The organism is Pseudomonas sp. NCIMB 10586 (genome assembly GCF_023127895.1).
GTDB classification, from domain to species: domain Bacteria; phylum Pseudomonadota; class Gammaproteobacteria; order Pseudomonadales; family Pseudomonadaceae; genus Aquipseudomonas; species Aquipseudomonas synxantha_A.
In genome coordinates this window covers 17,593-32,524 of the sequence record NZ_SPKQ01000018.1, presented here as the reverse complement: position 1 = coordinate 32,524, position 14,932 = coordinate 17,593, and the positions used below count along the sequence as shown (strand labels likewise).

General features: G+C 59.7%; 22 protein-coding genes. All 22 read left to right on the top strand.

Annotated features, from left to right (window positions below; all coding sequences use genetic code 11):
• Window positions 1–546: 546 nt before the first annotated feature.
• Window positions 547–885, top strand: coding sequence for a phage holin family protein (locus E4P01_RS08245; RefSeq protein WP_005785384.1), 339 nt, complete (start codon window positions 547–549; stop codon window positions 883–885).
• A gap of 23 nt (window positions 886–908) precedes the next feature.
• The gene (locus tag E4P01_RS08240; RefSeq protein WP_248129973.1) at window positions 909–1,424 is read left to right on the top strand and encodes a hypothetical protein; all 516 of its coding nucleotides are present in this window, start codon (window positions 909–911) and stop codon (window positions 1,422–1,424) included.
• 3 nt (window positions 1,425–1,427) lie between these two features.
• On the top strand, window positions 1,428–2,039 hold the full coding sequence (locus E4P01_RS08235) for a phage baseplate assembly protein V (protein ID WP_216090816.1): 612 nt from the start codon (window positions 1,428–1,430) through the stop codon (window positions 2,037–2,039).
• Window positions 2,040–2,048: 9 nt separating this feature from the next.
• Window positions 2,049–2,381, top strand: coding sequence for a phage baseplate protein (locus tag E4P01_RS08230; RefSeq protein ID WP_148852484.1), 333 nt, complete (start codon window positions 2,049–2,051; stop codon window positions 2,379–2,381).
• Entirely contained in the window at window positions 2,378–3,373 is a 996-nt protein-coding gene (locus tag E4P01_RS08225; RefSeq protein ID WP_216090817.1) for a baseplate J/gp47 family protein, read from the top strand. The genes E4P01_RS08230 and E4P01_RS08225 overlap by 4 nt, the downstream gene beginning before the upstream one ends.
• Window positions 3,370–4,008 (top strand): phage tail protein I, encoded by a 639-nt coding sequence (locus tag E4P01_RS08220; RefSeq protein WP_216090818.1) that lies wholly within the window; start codon window positions 3,370–3,372, stop codon window positions 4,006–4,008. The genes E4P01_RS08225 and E4P01_RS08220 overlap by 4 nt, the downstream gene beginning before the upstream one ends.
• A complete protein-coding gene (locus E4P01_RS08215) occupies window positions 4,005–4,541 on the top strand; it encodes a hypothetical protein (RefSeq protein ID WP_032877511.1) in 537 nt (178 codons plus the stop codon). The genes E4P01_RS08220 and E4P01_RS08215 overlap by 4 nt, the downstream gene beginning before the upstream one ends.
• A gap of 89 nt (window positions 4,542–4,630) precedes the next feature.
• Window positions 4,631–5,383 carry a hypothetical protein gene (locus E4P01_RS08210; RefSeq protein WP_148852481.1) on the top strand — a complete coding sequence of 251 codons (753 nt, stop codon included), beginning with the start codon at window positions 4,631–4,633 and terminating at the stop codon, window positions 5,381–5,383.
• Between the two features lie 11 nt (window positions 5,384–5,394).
• Window positions 5,395–5,631, top strand: a complete 237-nt coding sequence (locus E4P01_RS08205) for a tail fiber assembly protein (RefSeq protein WP_122736075.1) — start codon at window positions 5,395–5,397, stop codon at window positions 5,629–5,631.
• Window positions 5,632–5,716: 85 nt separating this feature from the next.
• Window positions 5,717–5,890: a hypothetical protein gene (locus E4P01_RS08200; RefSeq protein ID WP_003189022.1), complete on the top strand. Its 174-nt coding sequence runs from the start codon at window positions 5,717–5,719 to the stop codon at window positions 5,888–5,890.
• A gap of 2 nt (window positions 5,891–5,892) precedes the next feature.
• On the top strand, window positions 5,893–7,059 hold the full coding sequence (locus tag E4P01_RS08195; RefSeq protein ID WP_032877508.1) for a tail protein: 1,167 nt from the start codon (window positions 5,893–5,895) through the stop codon (window positions 7,057–7,059).
• On the top strand, window positions 7,059–7,565 hold the full coding sequence (locus tag E4P01_RS08190) for a phage major tail tube protein (RefSeq protein WP_005785401.1): 507 nt from the start codon (window positions 7,059–7,061) through the stop codon (window positions 7,563–7,565). Before E4P01_RS08195 ends, E4P01_RS08190 begins: the two co-directional genes overlap by 1 nt.
• Before the next feature lie 180 nt (window positions 7,566–7,745).
• The gene (locus tag E4P01_RS08185) at window positions 7,746–8,318 is read left to right on the top strand and encodes a phage tail assembly protein (RefSeq protein ID WP_216090819.1); all 573 of its coding nucleotides are present in this window, start codon (window positions 7,746–7,748) and stop codon (window positions 8,316–8,318) included.
• 127 nt (window positions 8,319–8,445) lie between these two features.
• Window positions 8,446–9,978, top strand: coding sequence for a tail tape measure protein (locus E4P01_RS08180; RefSeq protein WP_216090820.1), 1,533 nt, complete (start codon window positions 8,446–8,448; stop codon window positions 9,976–9,978).
• On the top strand, window positions 9,978–10,361 hold the full coding sequence (locus tag E4P01_RS08175; RefSeq protein WP_078820428.1) for a phage tail protein: 384 nt from the start codon (window positions 9,978–9,980) through the stop codon (window positions 10,359–10,361). The genes E4P01_RS08180 and E4P01_RS08175 overlap by 1 nt, the downstream gene beginning before the upstream one ends.
• Window positions 10,354–10,566: a tail protein X gene (locus E4P01_RS08170; protein ID WP_078820429.1), complete on the top strand. Its 213-nt coding sequence runs from the start codon at window positions 10,354–10,356 to the stop codon at window positions 10,564–10,566. The genes E4P01_RS08175 and E4P01_RS08170 overlap by 8 nt, the downstream gene beginning before the upstream one ends.
• A gap of 9 nt (window positions 10,567–10,575) precedes the next feature.
• A complete protein-coding gene (locus E4P01_RS08165; RefSeq protein WP_216090821.1) occupies window positions 10,576–11,586 on the top strand; it encodes a contractile injection system protein, VgrG/Pvc8 family in 1,011 nt (336 codons plus the stop codon).
• Between the two features lie 67 nt (window positions 11,587–11,653).
• Window positions 11,654–12,211: a glycoside hydrolase family 19 protein gene (locus tag E4P01_RS08160; RefSeq protein ID WP_032877504.1), complete on the top strand. Its 558-nt coding sequence runs from the start codon at window positions 11,654–11,656 to the stop codon at window positions 12,209–12,211.
• The gene (locus E4P01_RS08155; protein ID WP_032877503.1) at window positions 12,199–12,678 is read left to right on the top strand and encodes a lysis system i-spanin subunit Rz; all 480 of its coding nucleotides are present in this window, start codon (window positions 12,199–12,201) and stop codon (window positions 12,676–12,678) included. The genes E4P01_RS08160 and E4P01_RS08155 overlap by 13 nt, the downstream gene beginning before the upstream one ends.
• Before the next feature lie 81 nt (window positions 12,679–12,759).
• Window positions 12,760–13,260, top strand: a complete 501-nt coding sequence (locus tag E4P01_RS08150) for a CinA family protein (protein ID WP_005785452.1) — start codon at window positions 12,760–12,762, stop codon at window positions 13,258–13,260.
• Window positions 13,261–13,343: 83 nt separating this feature from the next.
• A complete protein-coding gene (gene recA / locus E4P01_RS08145; RefSeq protein ID WP_005785454.1) occupies window positions 13,344–14,402 on the top strand; it encodes a recombinase RecA in 1,059 nt (352 codons plus the stop codon).
• An 8-nt stretch (window positions 14,403–14,410) separates the two neighbouring features.
• Entirely contained in the window at window positions 14,411–14,878 is a 468-nt protein-coding gene (gene recX, locus E4P01_RS08140; RefSeq protein WP_005785456.1) for a recombination regulator RecX, read from the top strand.
• Window positions 14,879–14,932 lie beyond the last annotated feature (54 nt).

Below are 14,932 nucleotides of genomic sequence, written 5' to 3'. Positions count from 1 at the left end.
CGCCCCGAAAAAACCGGCAAACCCCATGCTGGCAAGGCCTTAAATGCATTTGCGCATTTCCATAGCAAAAATAAATGCATTAATGCATTGACTGTATATGCATACATGCATATTCTCCATCTCAAGCCAGCCAACAAGGCCTGGTGGAGGTGGCAAGGATGCTGCCAAGGAAGACAAGGAAGGCACGCAACATCGGCAAGGACGCCATCGAAGCGATGGCAGGGATGCCAGGCAACACCGGCAAGGATGCCGACGCTCTTTAGTTTCAACGCTTCAAAAACAGGCAGCGATGAACCGGCCTTGACGGTTCAGAGGGTTGGCAACTGACCCGGGTGTGCAGCGTAAAGCACCAGAAGCAGTTATCCGGCAGACAGGGATCGTGGTCGGAAAAACATTGAGGAAAGGACCGTACCGCGCCAGTAGCGCCGAAAGTCCGAGGACAGCATTACTGAAAAGCCCGGGCAACCGGGCTTTTTGGAATGCCTACCTATCGAAGCATCTGTAAATGAAATATGGATTATTAAATGCTCAGCCAGGAGGCGTGACATGACAAATGAACAGCAAGCGTTAGCGGAAATGCCTATCTGGCTGGTCATCGTATTGGCCGTGATCGGCGGCGTATCCGGCGAGATGTGGCGCGCCGATAAGGAAGGGGCTCGCGGTTGGTCGCTGATCCGACGCCTGGCCCTGCGCTCCGGGGCGTGCATGGTCTGCGGGGTTTCGGCTCTGATGCTGTGCTACGCAGCGGGGATGTCGATCTGGACCGCCGGTGCCATTGGTTGCCTGACCGCCATGGCCGGTGCCGACGTGGCTATCGGCCTTTATGAGCGGTGGGCGGCCAAGCGCATCGGGATCAACCAAGGCTCCCGCCAGGACCCGCAGTAATCGTTGCAAGGACGCTACATAAAATGACGCTTATCGAAAAGCCATCCCAACTGCCCCAGGCCGTGGGCGCTGCGCTGCATGCAGCCTTCCCGGACCTCAAGGTCGGCAGTCATCAGGACTTCCAGGGCGACACTGAAAAAACCGGTGTGCAGGTCACAGTCGAAGGCAATGGCCCGGGCATTCGCTCTCGCGAAGGGCGCAAGGCTCACGTGCTGAGCATTTCACTCAGGGCCATGGTCGCCCCCGGGGCATTGCCGTTCGATGCCTGCGACCTGGCCAGCCAACTCATGGACCTTGTGCTGGATAACCGTTGGGACCTGCCCCAGGCACAGTGCGATTTGCCCGCAAATATCGTCGCCGCTCCGGCTGTGCGCAGCACCCTTCATGCGGACTACGACACCTGGACGGTTTCCTTCACTCAACCCCTCTATCTGGGGCCGCCGTTACTTGAAGATCCTGCAGGCCAGCCGCTGTTTGCCTGCACCTGGGACGTCTCCAACATCGACGACCCAGCCCAATACAAACCACTGGCGGAGTAGCCCATGTTCGACGCGCTGTTACGCATGCAATTGGGACCGATCGTCGAACGCCTGGCAGAGATGGAGACCCAACTCGAAGACCTTTACCGCCGCGCTGAAAGCTTCTGCCGGATTGGCATTTGCCAGCAGGTCGATGCGGCTAGCAACACTTGCAAGGTCAGCCACGGTGATTTGCTGACCCCGGCGATCCGCTTTTTCAACCCCAGCGCCGGTGCGCAAACGGAAACCCGCATCCCCACGGTGGGCGAGCAATGCCTGTTGCTTAACTACGGTGGCGGGGAGGGCGGCGTGCAGTCAGTGGCGCTGTTCGGCCTCAACAGTGATCGCTTTCCGCCGGTCTCCAGCGTCGCGACGCTGACCAGGCGTCGCCATCAAGACGGCACCCAAAGCGACTACGACGACGCCAGCCATACCTTCAACTGGGTCAACGGCCCAACCATCGTCAGCGGCTCCCGTGAACAGGTCGACATTAAAGTCGGCGCTGCCAGCCTGACCATGAATGCCCAGAGCATCACTTTGCAAATCGGCGGCACCAGCCTGTTGCTGGATGCTGGCGGAGCTCACTTCAGCGGCCCGGTAGTGGACCATCAAGGACGCGTCATCAGCCCGCGATAAGGACATCCCATGCTCGGAATCGAGAGGAACACCGGCGCAGCCGTCGATGACTGGCTGCAATTTGTGCAGCGCGCCACCCGAGCGCTGACCACCCCCGTGGGCACCCGGCAAAAGCGTCCGTTGTATGGCTCGCTGATCCCGCAGTTGCTCGGGCAAAACCTCGGCGACGACCTGCTGATTCTCGCCCAGAGCCATGCCGCCCAGGCGTTCTACAACACCCATAACGGCATCAGCGATTTTGACCCCCAGGTCATTGTCGCCACTCGCCAAGGCGCCGGCCTGCTGCTGCGGTTTGCCGGTACCTGGAAAAACCGCCAACAAACCTTCGAGGTCGTGACATGAGCATGTTGATCCCCGGCCAGAACCAACTGGCGGAACCGACCATCATCAAGGTGGATGAGTTCGAACCGTTGCTGGCCGAGTTCAAGACGTTTGTCATCGACTACGTCGCCACCCGCGCGCCGCAAAGTGCGGTCAAACTCAAGGCCAGCCTCGACAACGAAAGCGAACTGCTGACCCTGGCCCTGGAAGCGTTTTGCGTGCGCCTGCAAACCCACGAGCGCAAATACAACGCCCGTATCAAGCAGATGCTGGCGTGGTGGGCTACCGGCAGCAACCTGGATGCGCGCCTAGCCGACATGGGCCTGGAACGCCAAGTGCTCGACCCTGGCGACCCGGCGGCGTTCCCGCCCGTGCCGCCCACCCTGGAAAGCGACGACGACGCTCGCCTGCGTTACTACCTGGCGCCCCATGCTCCGGCGGCCGGCTCGCGGATGCAGTATCGCCGCGAAGTGTTCACCCTTGGCGAGCGCCCGGCGGTGAGAGTGCAAAGCGCGACGCCGGGAGTGGTGAGCGTCATCTACACCTTCGATCCGGATGGCTATGCAGCCCAGGTCAAGGACGGCAACGCCCGACGCACCGCACCGGGTGAAGTCATGGTCACTGTGCTTTCCCGCGAGGGCGACGGCACGCCGTCCGCGGACTTGCTTGACGGTGTACGTCGACATTTCGCACGGCCGGATGTAAGGCCGGAAACCGATCTTGTCAGCGTCCAAGGCGCACAGATTCAACCCTACAAAATTCGCGTGGTGGCCAAGATCAACGCCGGCCCGGATTCGGGGTTGACCCAAGTAGCGGCGCAGAAACTGCTGCAAGACTACGCAGAGTCCTGCCATCGCCTGGAGGGGCGGGTTGACCCCAGCTGGATCGACTACGCCATCCACAGTGCCGGAGCTGCGCAACTGCAGATCCTGGAACCGCTGGCGCCGATTGTCAGCACCGCGTTCCAGGCCCCGTATTGCACGGGCGTCGAGGTGGAGGTGCGCACGCTATGAGTGAGCCTAAAGCGAGTTTACTACCGACCAACAGTTCACCGCTGGAAAAGGCGCTGGACCAGGGTTTCGGCACATTGCTCGAGCGCGTCACACCGCCGTTTCCAGCGCTGATGAACCCACTTCAAACCCCCAGCGAATTCCTCCCGTACCTGGCCGCCGACCGCGGCGTCAGCGAATGGGATGCCGAAGCCAGCGAGGCGGAAAAGCGCCTGACCGTGGCCTTGTCCTGGCAAATCCAGCGCCAGGCCGGTACGCCCAAGGCGCTGAGTCATGCGGTGGAGTCATTGGGCTTCACTCCCAACATCAGCGCCTGGTATCAGCAACGCCCCTTGGGTGTGCCTTACACCTTCGACGTACAGGCGATCATCGGGCGCAGTTGGTCCAGCGGCGATCACAACCGGCTGATCCGGCGTATCAATGCGGCCAAGAGTGAGCGCGATCAGGCGACGATCACCATCGTGCATGAAACCGACGGTCAGCTCGCGCTTACGCAAGTGCTCGACGCCCCTTTAAGCGATGGCGAGTTCTATCTGAACGGCGCGCTGCCTGAATTGGCGCTGGTTGCCCGGCTAAAGAGTGCCGGGGTTGCCCAGCACTACACCATTAACGACTACGACCTCAGGGCGCAGCCATGACAGATGAAATAACGCGCTTGGTGCGCTTCACCTCCAAAGGTTTGGATGAAGTGCTGCAGGCAAAGAACCAGGGCCTCAAAGGCGAAATCACCCACATCGGCGCCGGCACTGGCCGCTATACCCCCGACGGTAGCGAGGTAGCCTTGCGCGATGAGCGCCAACGGGTGGCCATCGTCGATTACGAAGACCTGGGCGCGCGCCAACTCAGGATGGCCGCGCTGTTTGATGGCGACGGTGAATATGAGATTGGCGAGTTCGGTTTTTACCTCGCAAGCGGGACTTTGCTGGCGGTGTATTCCGTGGCGGGGAAGTTGCTGACGTATAAGGCGGCGGCGGCTCGGGTGCTGCAGAAGTTTACGTTGGATGTATCGCCCTTGCCGGCGGATAGCGTGACAGTAGTGGTGGGGACTGAGAATCTCAATGTCTTACTAACGGAAGAGCTGGCTTCACTCTCGGCAGCGAGCATCGACAATATGACACGGGGTATCGGGGTTCTATTTCGCCTGATGGCGCTGGAGGAGAGAACAGTTTAACCGCCTCTTTCAAATGACCCTGAGGACGGAATACGTTGGCTTGATTGAAAGCCGTTAAGGGATGACCAGTAAAACAAGGAGCTCAAACATTGAGTACTGAACAGCAATTGGCCGCCGTTGTCAGCGCGGCAAACAACTTGACGAATACTGTGGCGGGTAAGGTAGGGGAAATTGACAAAGCCCTTGCAGATGCCCAGAGGAAGTATGAAGACCAGCTTTTGAGTTTGAGTCGCCATATACCCAGAGTGGCGATGACAAAAAACTTTCATATGGCTCCCGATGCGACGGGCAACCTGATTGACGGCTGGTATGTTCATACCCAAGTCACGGCGACAAAAACACGAACGATTACTCAGGTAGCTCAGTCGGCGGGACGCCCTCAGGCAGACGTCGATTTTATGCGCCAGGTTCAGGCAGATGTGCGTGAGCAGTTTCCTGATTTCGATATTAGTTCAGCCGAGTATTGGCGAAACCCGATTCATGTCTGGCAGATGAAATGGTCGGAGGACAATGTCAGTCCGTGGCTTGCGTTCCCTTGTGCGGTCGATATGGAACGATTGAGCGGAACAACACCTGTGCCTCTCAACACTCATATGACGATAGCTGCTTTTGTTCGGGTGGTAGAGGGTTCTGTCGACGGCACATGGACTACCGGCAACAAAAAGGGTAAATGGCGCTGGTGCGCTGTGCCTGTACCACCGACAGGGTTCTTTTCTCACTATATGCATATTCACCCTATGCGTACTTCTAATAGTGGACTAATTGAAGTCATGCTTGGCGGTGCCTGTACAGGTGTCGTCACTCACCCATCCGATTGGGGAACTATGTTGGCTCTGGGTTAAGGAAAATACTGATGAAACCTGAATTTGCACTTGCTGAGATTCACCCGCTGATTAAATGGACACTGATTCGTAAAGCTCGTGATGCTGACTTGGCGGCCAGTGATTATGCGGCCATGCCCGACTATCCAATGCTGGATAAGGATCGTCCTGTATTTATGGCCTACCGTCAGGGCTTGCGTGATATCCCTGATCAAGGCAGCGATCCTGATGCAGTTGTGTGGCCTCCTAAACCTGGTTTTCTGAAATAACCCACCGCGAAAGCGGTTTTTTTTCGCCTCCCCCAAGCCCCTCCCCGCAGGGGCTTTGGCATTTTCCACCCGGAGATTTCCACTCATGCCCACCCGCCAAACCTACACCGTCCTCATCCCATTCCCCATCGGTAACGGCCATTGGTCTACCGCCGGCGAGGAGCTGGAACTGCTGGACGTCGAAGCATCCGCCCTGCGCACCGCTGGCCGCCTGGAACTGACCAGCGTCCTCAACTCCACCCCCAAGAAGGCTGAATAATCATGGCTGAGGTTTTGAACTTCGAGCACAACGGCATCACTGTGAATGCCACTGAATCCCCCGAGGCCATGGGTGGCCTTGGCGATAACGTGATCGGCCTGGTCGGCACTGCGCCGAATGCCCATGCTTCGATTCCCAAAAACGCGCCGTTTCGCATCAACAGCTTCACCACCCAGGCGCTGCTGGACCCCACCGGCACCGAGTCGGGCACCTTGTTCCAGGCGGTGTACCAGATCCTCAAAGTGGTCAAGGTGCCGGTCTACGTGGTCATCGTCGAAGAAGGCGCCACCCCAGCCGATACGATCAACAATGTGATCGGCGGCAACGACCCGGTCACCGGCCGCAAGCTGGGCCTGGCGGCCCTGAGCAGCGTGCCTGAAGACCTGACCATCATCGGCGCCCCAGGCTTTACCGGCACCAAGGCCGTGGCCGGTGAATTCGCCTCCTTTGGCAAGCGCATCAAGGCCCGTGTGGTACTGGATGGCAAGGACGCTTCGGTGGCCGATCAAGTGACCTACAGCGGCGAGCTGGGCGGTGCCGACCTCGGTTTCGACCGTTGCCTGCTGGTGCACAACATGCCGTCGGTGTACTCCAAGGCCGCGAAGAAAAACGTATTCCTGTCGCCATCCTCGTTGGCCATCGCCGCACTGGCCAAGGTCAAACAGTGGGAAAGCCCGGGCAACCAGGTGACCTTCGCCGAAGACGTTTCCCGCGTGGTCGAGTACAACATCCTCGATACCTCCACCGAAGGCGACCTGCTCAACCGCTACGGCGTGAGCTACTACGCCCGCACCATCCTCGGCGGTTTCTCGCTGCTGGGTAACCGCTCCATCACCGGCAAGTTCATCAGCTACGTCGGCCTGGAAGATGCTATCAGCCGCAAGCTGGTCAAGGCCGGCCAGAAAGCCATGGCCAAGAACCTCACCAAGTCCTTCATGGACCAGGAGGTCAAGCGCATCAACGACTGGCTGCAAACCCTGGTGGCCGACGAGACCATCCCTGGCGGCAGCGTATACCTGCACCCGGAATTGAACAGCGTCGAGAAGTACAAGAACGGCACCTGGTTCATCGTTATCGACTACGGCCGCTACGCGCCGAACGAACACATGGTTTATCAACTCAACGCCCGCGATGAAATCATCGAGCAGTTCCTGGAGGACGTTCTCTAATGTTTACCAACCGAGTCAGACAGGCCATTGCGGCCACCCTTCAAGGCCTGCCGTTGTCCGCAACCGTGGAAGAGTTCACCCCGCCGAAGATCGAGTTCGACATGGAGCCCATGTCCGGAGGTCGCTTTATCGCCGAGGAAATGGCCAAGAGCGGCAAGGTGCTCAATGCCAAGCTGGTGCTGCAAGGTGCCGGTCCGGAAATCATGCTGGCCCTGGGCGTGCGCATGGGCGACGACATCCTGCTGAACGTGCGTGAAGCCGGCCAGGACCAGGACGGGAAGACCTACTTCACCTACCACACCGTCGGCGGCAAGCTCAAATCCCTGGAGGAGGCGAAGCTGAAAATGGGCGACAAGGCTACCACCACGCTGGAACTGTCCTGCCGTACCTACAACCGTCTGGAAAATGGCGTTTCGGTGATCGACATCGACGTGCGCACCCAGAAGTTCGTGCTCAACGGCGTCGACATTCTGGGCGATGCGCGCCGCGCCGTGCTGATGCCGTAAGGATAACTGCAATCGAAGCGGGCACGGTCAATGTGGGAGCCGGGCTTGCCCGCGATGCAGGCGACTCGGTGCGTCTGGAGCACCGAGTTGATGCTATCGCAGGCAAGCCAGCTCCCACAGAGACCGCGCTCAGATTGGGATTCCCGTGCTTTTCAATACCGTTCTACAAGGAATTGCCCCATGGCCTGGATGCCACCGTTGCACATCCTGCTGGCTCCGATCACCGCCGACACCGGCGCGACGATCCAGCAGGTTCAGCTCAAACCGTTGTTCTACGCCGCGCAAAAAGACGCGCTGGCCCGGGCCGGTGATGACGAGGACGATCAGTTTTTCGAACTGGCGAAACTCGCCACCGGCCTGTCGGAAAAAGAGCTCGACCAGCTCAAGCGCCCTGACTACGTGAGCATTGCCCAGTACGTACACGAGATGTCGACGCGCCCGACGTCGTTCTTCCTGAATGCGGATGAAGCGACACCCCACGACCAACCCGTCCAGTTGCTATTGCCCCTGGACGCAGCCGGCCGAACCCTGACCGAACTGTCGCTGGAAATGCCTGCCCTGCGTGCCACCAAGGTGATGAAAAAACTCGCCACCAACAAAGAGCGCGCCGAGTTCATCACCGCCCATTGCACCGGCCTGATGATCCCTGACCTGGCCGGCTTGACCGTGCCCGACTGGACGGAACTGCAGGAGCGTATCGACGATTTTTTAAATCAACCGGCGGACTTCTTTCGCAGCGCGACATCGAAGTAATCCTCGATGTGGTGCCGCTGATCTACTCGGTCAATGAGGCGGAGATCCTCGACTGGGACGCCGGAAAAGCATTGCGCCGCTACGACATAGCGATCACTCGCCTTGGCGTTAAACAGGAGTAAGCGGGATGCAAGAAACTCAATTTGGGACCAGGCTCGTCCAGGAGGACAAGCGTTGGCTGCTTGGCGATGCGGACCTGGGCAATGTGCTGGCGCCGTTTTCCGCAGACCTCGCCGCGCCTGTCAGCCTTGAATCGGTACCACAGTCGGCGCCGTTATTGTTGCCGCAGCCGCAGCCGCAACCGCAACCGCAACCGCAACCGCAACCGCAACCGCTGCCGGAGCTGACCTCGGCGCTGATCACCGTCAGTGTGGACATCAACGCTCTGGCCCAAGAGCAAATTCGGTTGCGCGAAACACTGGAAACGCTCACCAGCACGCTGTTCATTAGCGCCAATTCGCTGTCAACCAAGACGGCAGAGGTCCGCGCGGGAGTCGCAGAAAGCAAGCAGGACAAGCCTGCGTCTGCTACCCCGTCCTGGGGGGAAAAAAGTGTTGAACTGGCCACGGATGCCGTCAAGTTCGTCGGCAAGGAAGTGTTCACCGGTTTGTGGGATAAAGCCAAAGACCGTCTTTCAGGCAAGGCGATTGATGCGGTGGCTGCCAGGTATCCGAAGGGTGCCAAGTGGCTCAAGGACGATAACGGCAAGGGCGCTGAAAAAGGCAAGGACTGTTGCTGCACCGGAGCAGTGCCTGTGCAGATTCGCGGCCCGCTTGATAGCGCTGCCGCACAGTTGCCAGAGAGTGTCGGTGAGACCGCCAGGAAAGAAGAGAAGGCACGCCCCAAAGATAATCCCAGGAGGCCGCGCGGCAAGCGTAACAAGGCCCGTCAAATAAAATCGCGCGAGGTCAAAATCCCAGAGGTCAGAGGGCGGACCGATCTCAAATCGCAGCCTACTGTCACGCCAGCCCCTGCTGCGCCGCCAGTCAATATCATGGGCCAGCCGCAGCTAGCGTTCGACAGCAAACGGGTGAGCGAGACTACACGCAGTATTTCCGGCAACTCATTGACCTCTTACGCAGCCGCTTCGGCAGACCGAGTCGCAGCACAGGGTGGGCCCAAGGGTTTGGCCCCTGGACTGTCGGGGACGCTCGCAAAGCTTGAATCGTCCGCCGTACGCCGCCTTGGCCCGCTGAAGTATGTCGACACCGCCGTGGATGTGATCCAGGGCGTACGCAATGGCGACGCCAAGGCCGTCGGTGCTGGCCTTAGCACCGCTGGCGGCGCCTGGGCGGGAGCATCCGCCGGCGCCGCGCTCGGCACTCTGGTTTTCCCTGGCATTGGCACCGCAGTCGGTGGCGTCATCGGTGGCTTGCTGGGCAGCGAAGCAGGCAGTTGGCTCGGTGACAAACTGTTCAGCGCAAGTGATCGCCTGCCCGCGCCCAACGCGCTGAGCAAGGAACTCAACAGCGCCCGCACCGACAACGTCCAGGTCACGCTTGCACCGAGTATCCAGATCACCGGCGTCAACCCCGCCGATGCCCAGCAGGTCGTCAACCAGGTGATCCAGGCCCTGCAATTTCAATGCGTGCCGATGGTCACCGATTCCCTGGGCATCCGGCGCAACGCGGCACTGGCCGATCCTTCAGGAGGTGATTGATGCGACAACAAATGGTGCTGGGCGACTTTATTTTTGGCTTATCCCGAGGGTTCGCCTATTCCACACTGGCCCGCAACAGCGACGGCGGCTGGAGTGACCTGGCGATTATTGCCAGCAAACCCCAGTCGCGGCAGAACGGCCAGAAGCTGGAAAAACTCACCTTCAGCGGCACGGCCATGTACGCCGTTGGCATGCAGCGCCTGGACGAATTGCGCGCTCTGCAAAATGCGCGGGCGCCGTTGCCGCTGGTCGACGGTATCGGCCGTAACTGGGGCCTGTGGCGGATCAATTCGGTGGTGGAAGCCCAAAGCAATGTGATCGATGACGGCACTGCCATGGTCATGACCTGGACCCTTGAGCTGGAGGAGTTCGTCAATGCGTAGAGTGCGAAGTATTGCCGGTGATTCGGTCAACCTGCTGCTCTACCGTGAGCTGAAGCGTTGCGATGACGCGGCGGAAGAAACCCTCTGGCGCTTGAACCCTGAACTGGCTGAATACGGCCCTGTACTGCCGGCAGGCGTATGGGTGGTCGTGCCTGAGATGCAAGCCCGGCCGGCTGCTGTACGGCCCGTTCTGGCCTGGGATTGAGGAGGTTGCATGGCACACGGATTTACCCCGATCGTAGAGTTCTACGGCGCCAACGCGGCGCTGCTCAATCAACGCCTGATGCACTGGAGCCACACCGACGCCGCGGGCATCCAGACTGACCGCCTGGAACTGACCCTTAACATAGAAGGGCTGGAGGGCTTGCCCAGCCTCAGTGGCAAGATCGGCCTGCGTGTCGGTTACCAGGAAACCGGCTTGGTGGAAAAAGGCGAGTTTGTCGTCACCCAACGCACCCCAGTGTTGTTTCCGATGCGCCTGATGATCGTGGCCACCGCCGCGCCCTTCAGCGAGGCGGATAAAAGCGGCTATCGCCAGCGCCGCTCCGCCAGCCATGGGCCGACTACCTTGGGGGCGTTGTTTCGTCAACTGGTCAGCCGCCATGGTTTTTCACCGCGAGTGGCACCGACGTTGGACGGCATTGCGATTGCGCACATCGACCAGTCCAACGAAAGCGACATGGCCTTCATCACCCGCTTGGCCAAACGCTACAACGCTGTCACCAAGCCGTTCAACGAACTCTATGTGCTGGCCGAAGCGGGGCAAGCCAAATCACTCTCCGGCCAGCTATTACCGCAAGTGAAATTGTCGGTGACCGAGGACAACCGTCCCGGTGAGCAGGCCTTTATCACCGCCAAGCTCGACGAAAAATCGCGCTCCAAATACATGGGCAGCCGCGTCAGCTGGTGGGATTCCGGAGCTGGCAAGCAGCGCATGGTCCAGGTCGGGATTGCCCCGTTCAAGACCCTGCGCCAGCGCTGCCAGAACGAAGCCGAAGCCCGCGCCGTGGCCGAAGGCGAACTGCGCCGGGTGGGCCGTGAAGGTTTGAAGCTGCAGATCGATTGCCCCGGTAACCCGCTGCTCGCTGCCGAAGGCTTGCTGGTGCTGGATGAAACCTGGCCTTCGTATATGCAGGGGCGCTGGTCGATTACCCAAGTGACCCACGTCGGCGACCCGGCGACGGGGTATCGCAGTTCGATCATGGCCAGTGGATTGGCGTCTTAGGCGCGGGCAGAAGAGGGAGCTTGAGTTCGTGTATCACTGAAAGCTCGAGCTCAAGAAGGAGGGATGCATGGTTCTATCTGAGCAACAGCTGGTTAAAGTACTACCAAACTCCCGCCTTAAAGCGGGAGTTTTCATTTCGGCGTTAAACACGGCGATGTCCCATCACCAAATCACCACACCTGAACGCACTGCGGCATTCCTCGCCCAAATCGGCCACGAATCTGCTCAGTTGCTCTATGTGCGAGAACTGGGTAGCGATCACTACCTGAGCAAATACGACACCGGTACCCTGGCCGCCCGGCTGGGCAACACGCCCGAGGCGGATGGCGATGGCCAGAAGTATCGGGGCAGGGGGCTTATCCAGATCACGGGGCGTCGCAACTACCTGGCCTGCAGCCGAGCGCTGTTCGGCGATGATCGCCTGCTGCTGCAACCGCAATTGCTGGAGCAACCGCAATGGGCTTGCGAATCGGCAGCCTGGTTTTGGCAGAGCAACGGTTTGAATGAACTGGCCGACAGGGACCAATTCACCGCTATCACTCGGCGTATCAACGGCGGTCTCAATGGCCTGGATGAGCGTTTGCGCTTGTGGGCGCGGGCCAAGGCGGTGTTATGCATCTCCTAAGTGCGTTGCGTTTGATCGGCGTGTGTCTGCTCATGGCGTTTGTTTGGCAGGTCCAGGCTTGGCGATATGGTGCGCAGCTTGAGCTGCAATCAAGCACCCATGCTCAAGCGCTGAACCAGCAAAGGCTGGCAGCACAAAACCAACGCCGGGCTCTGGAGCAACAGCTCAACGTCAACGACCACCAACACACCCAGGAGTTGAGCGATGCCCAACGCAACCAAGCTGCTCTGCGTGACCGTCTGGCCACTGCTGATGTGCGGTTGTCAGTCCTTCTCGACGCCGCCGATTCCGCCACTGGCTGTACAGTGCCTGCCTCCACCACCGCCGGCAGCCTGGTTCATGCAGCCCCGCGAGCCCGACTTGACCCGGCGCATGCTCAGCGAATTATCCGCATCACCGACGACGGCGACAGCGCCCTGATCGCCTTGCGCGCTTGCCAGGCCTATGTGCAGGCCGTCGCGCGTTAGCCTCTTGATGCACTCTGTATCTTGCATGGCCGATAGGCTCCTGTAGGGTAGGCGAACCCCCGCCCACTCCTGGAGACGACCGTGAAGGAAATCACTCAACTGGCCGCTGAACTGGGTCGCCGTTTGCAGGTGCTCAGTGCCCACGTCACCACTGCCGAGTCCTGTACCGGCGGCGGCATTGCCGAAGCCATCACGCGGATCCCGGGCAGTTCGGCCTGGTTCGAGGCGGGCTATGTCACCTATTCCAATCGCCAGAAGACCCGGCAGTTGAACGTGCCGGAAAAACTCTTTTCCAAAGTAGGCGCCGTCAGCCAGGAAGTGGTGGAGGCGATGGCCCGCGGCGCTCAGGAAAAAAGCCTGGCGCGGTTTGCCGTGGCGGTCAGCGGTGTGGCCGGCCCCGATGGCGGCTCGCCAGACAAGCCGGTGGGCACCGTTTGGCTGGCCTTTGCAGTGGGCGACGAGGTGACAGCCGAGCTTGCGCACTTCCCCGGCAACCGCGACGAGGTGCGCCGACAAACGGTAAAAGCCGCACTGGAGGGCTTGTTGCGACGAGCTGCAGCAGAAATCGAGAAACAGGGGTAGGCGATCACCGATCTTTGTGGAACAATACTGTCTACTTATACAGGTGTTGGCCGTCAGGCCTTATTGATTACGTGAGGACTTTAATGGACGACAACAAGAAGAAAGCCTTGGCTGCGGCCCTGGGTCAGATCGAACGTCAATTCGGCAAGGGTGCCGTAATGCGTATGGGCGATCACGACCGTCAGGCGATCCCGGCTATTTCCACTGGCTCTCTGGGTCTGGACATCGCGCTCGGCATTGGCGGCCTGCCAAAAGGCCGTATCGTTGAAATCTACGGTCCTGAATCTTCCGGTAAAACCACCCTGACCCTGTCGGTGATTGCCCAGGCGCAAAAGATGGGCGCCACCTGCGCGTTCGTCGACGCCGAGCACGCCCTGGATCCTGAGTACGCCGGCAAGCTGGGCGTCAACGTCGATGACCTGCTGGTTTCCCAGCCGGACACCGGCGAGCAAGCCCTGGAAATCACCGACATGCTGGTGCGCTCCAACGCCATTGACGTGATCGTGGTCGACTCCGTGGCTGCCCTAGTACCCAAGGCTGAAATCGAAGGCGAAATGGGCGACATGCACGTGGGCCTGCAAGCCCGCCTGATGTCCCAGGCGCTGCGTAAAATCACCGGTAACATCAAGAACGCCAACTGCCTGGTGATCTTCATCAACCAGATCCGCATGAAGATCGGCGTGATGTTCGGCAGCCCGGAAACCACCACCGGTGGTAACGCGCTGAAGTTCTACGCTTCGGTCCGTCTGGATATCCGCCGTACTGGCGCGGTGAAGGAAGGTGACGAGGTTGTCGGTAGCGAAACTCGCGTCAAGGTTGTGAAGAACAAAGTGGCCCCGCCATTCCGTCAGGCTGAGTTCCAGATTCTCTACGGCAAGGGTATCTACCTGAACGGCGAGATGATCGACCTGGGTGTACTGCACGGTTTCGTCGAAAAGTCCGGTGCCTGGTATGCCTACAACGGCAGCAAGATCGGTCAGGGCAAGGCCAACTCGGCCAAGTTCCTGGCGGACAACCCGGATATCGCTGCCACGCTTGAGAAGCAGATTCGCGACAAGCTGCTGACCCCGGCGCCGGACGTGAAAGCTGCCGCTAACCGCGAGCCGGTTGACGAGATGGAAGAAGCCGACACTGACATCTGAAGCAAACGATGACCGTTGTACTGGATACACTCGTTGCCGTTCGGCGCACTGCAATGGACCTGCTCGCTCGCCGCGAGCATGGCCGAGTCGAGCTGACGCGTAAATTGCGTCAGCGCGGCGCAGAGCCTGAGATGATCGAAACAGCCCTCGACCGTTTGACAGAAGAAGGGCTGTTGTCGGAAGCCCGTTACCTTGAAAGTTTTGTGTCCTACCGAGCGCGCTCCGGTTACGGCCCTGCGCGGATTCGTGAAGAGCTGAGCCAGCGTGGTCTGCAACGTGCCGATATCGACCTTGCCCTGCGTGAGTGCGGTATCAACTGGCAGTCGCAGTTGGAAGACACTTGGCGCCGCAAGTTTGCGGGGCACCTTCCGATTGACGCCAGGGAGCGTGCGAAGCAAGGGCGCTTTCTGAGCTATCGCGGGTTTTCGATGGACATGATCAGCCGCTTGTTGAGCGGCCGCGATATGGACGACTGAACGCCCCAAAACGAAAAGGCCCACTATGAAAATAGTGGGCCTTTTTTTTCGCCT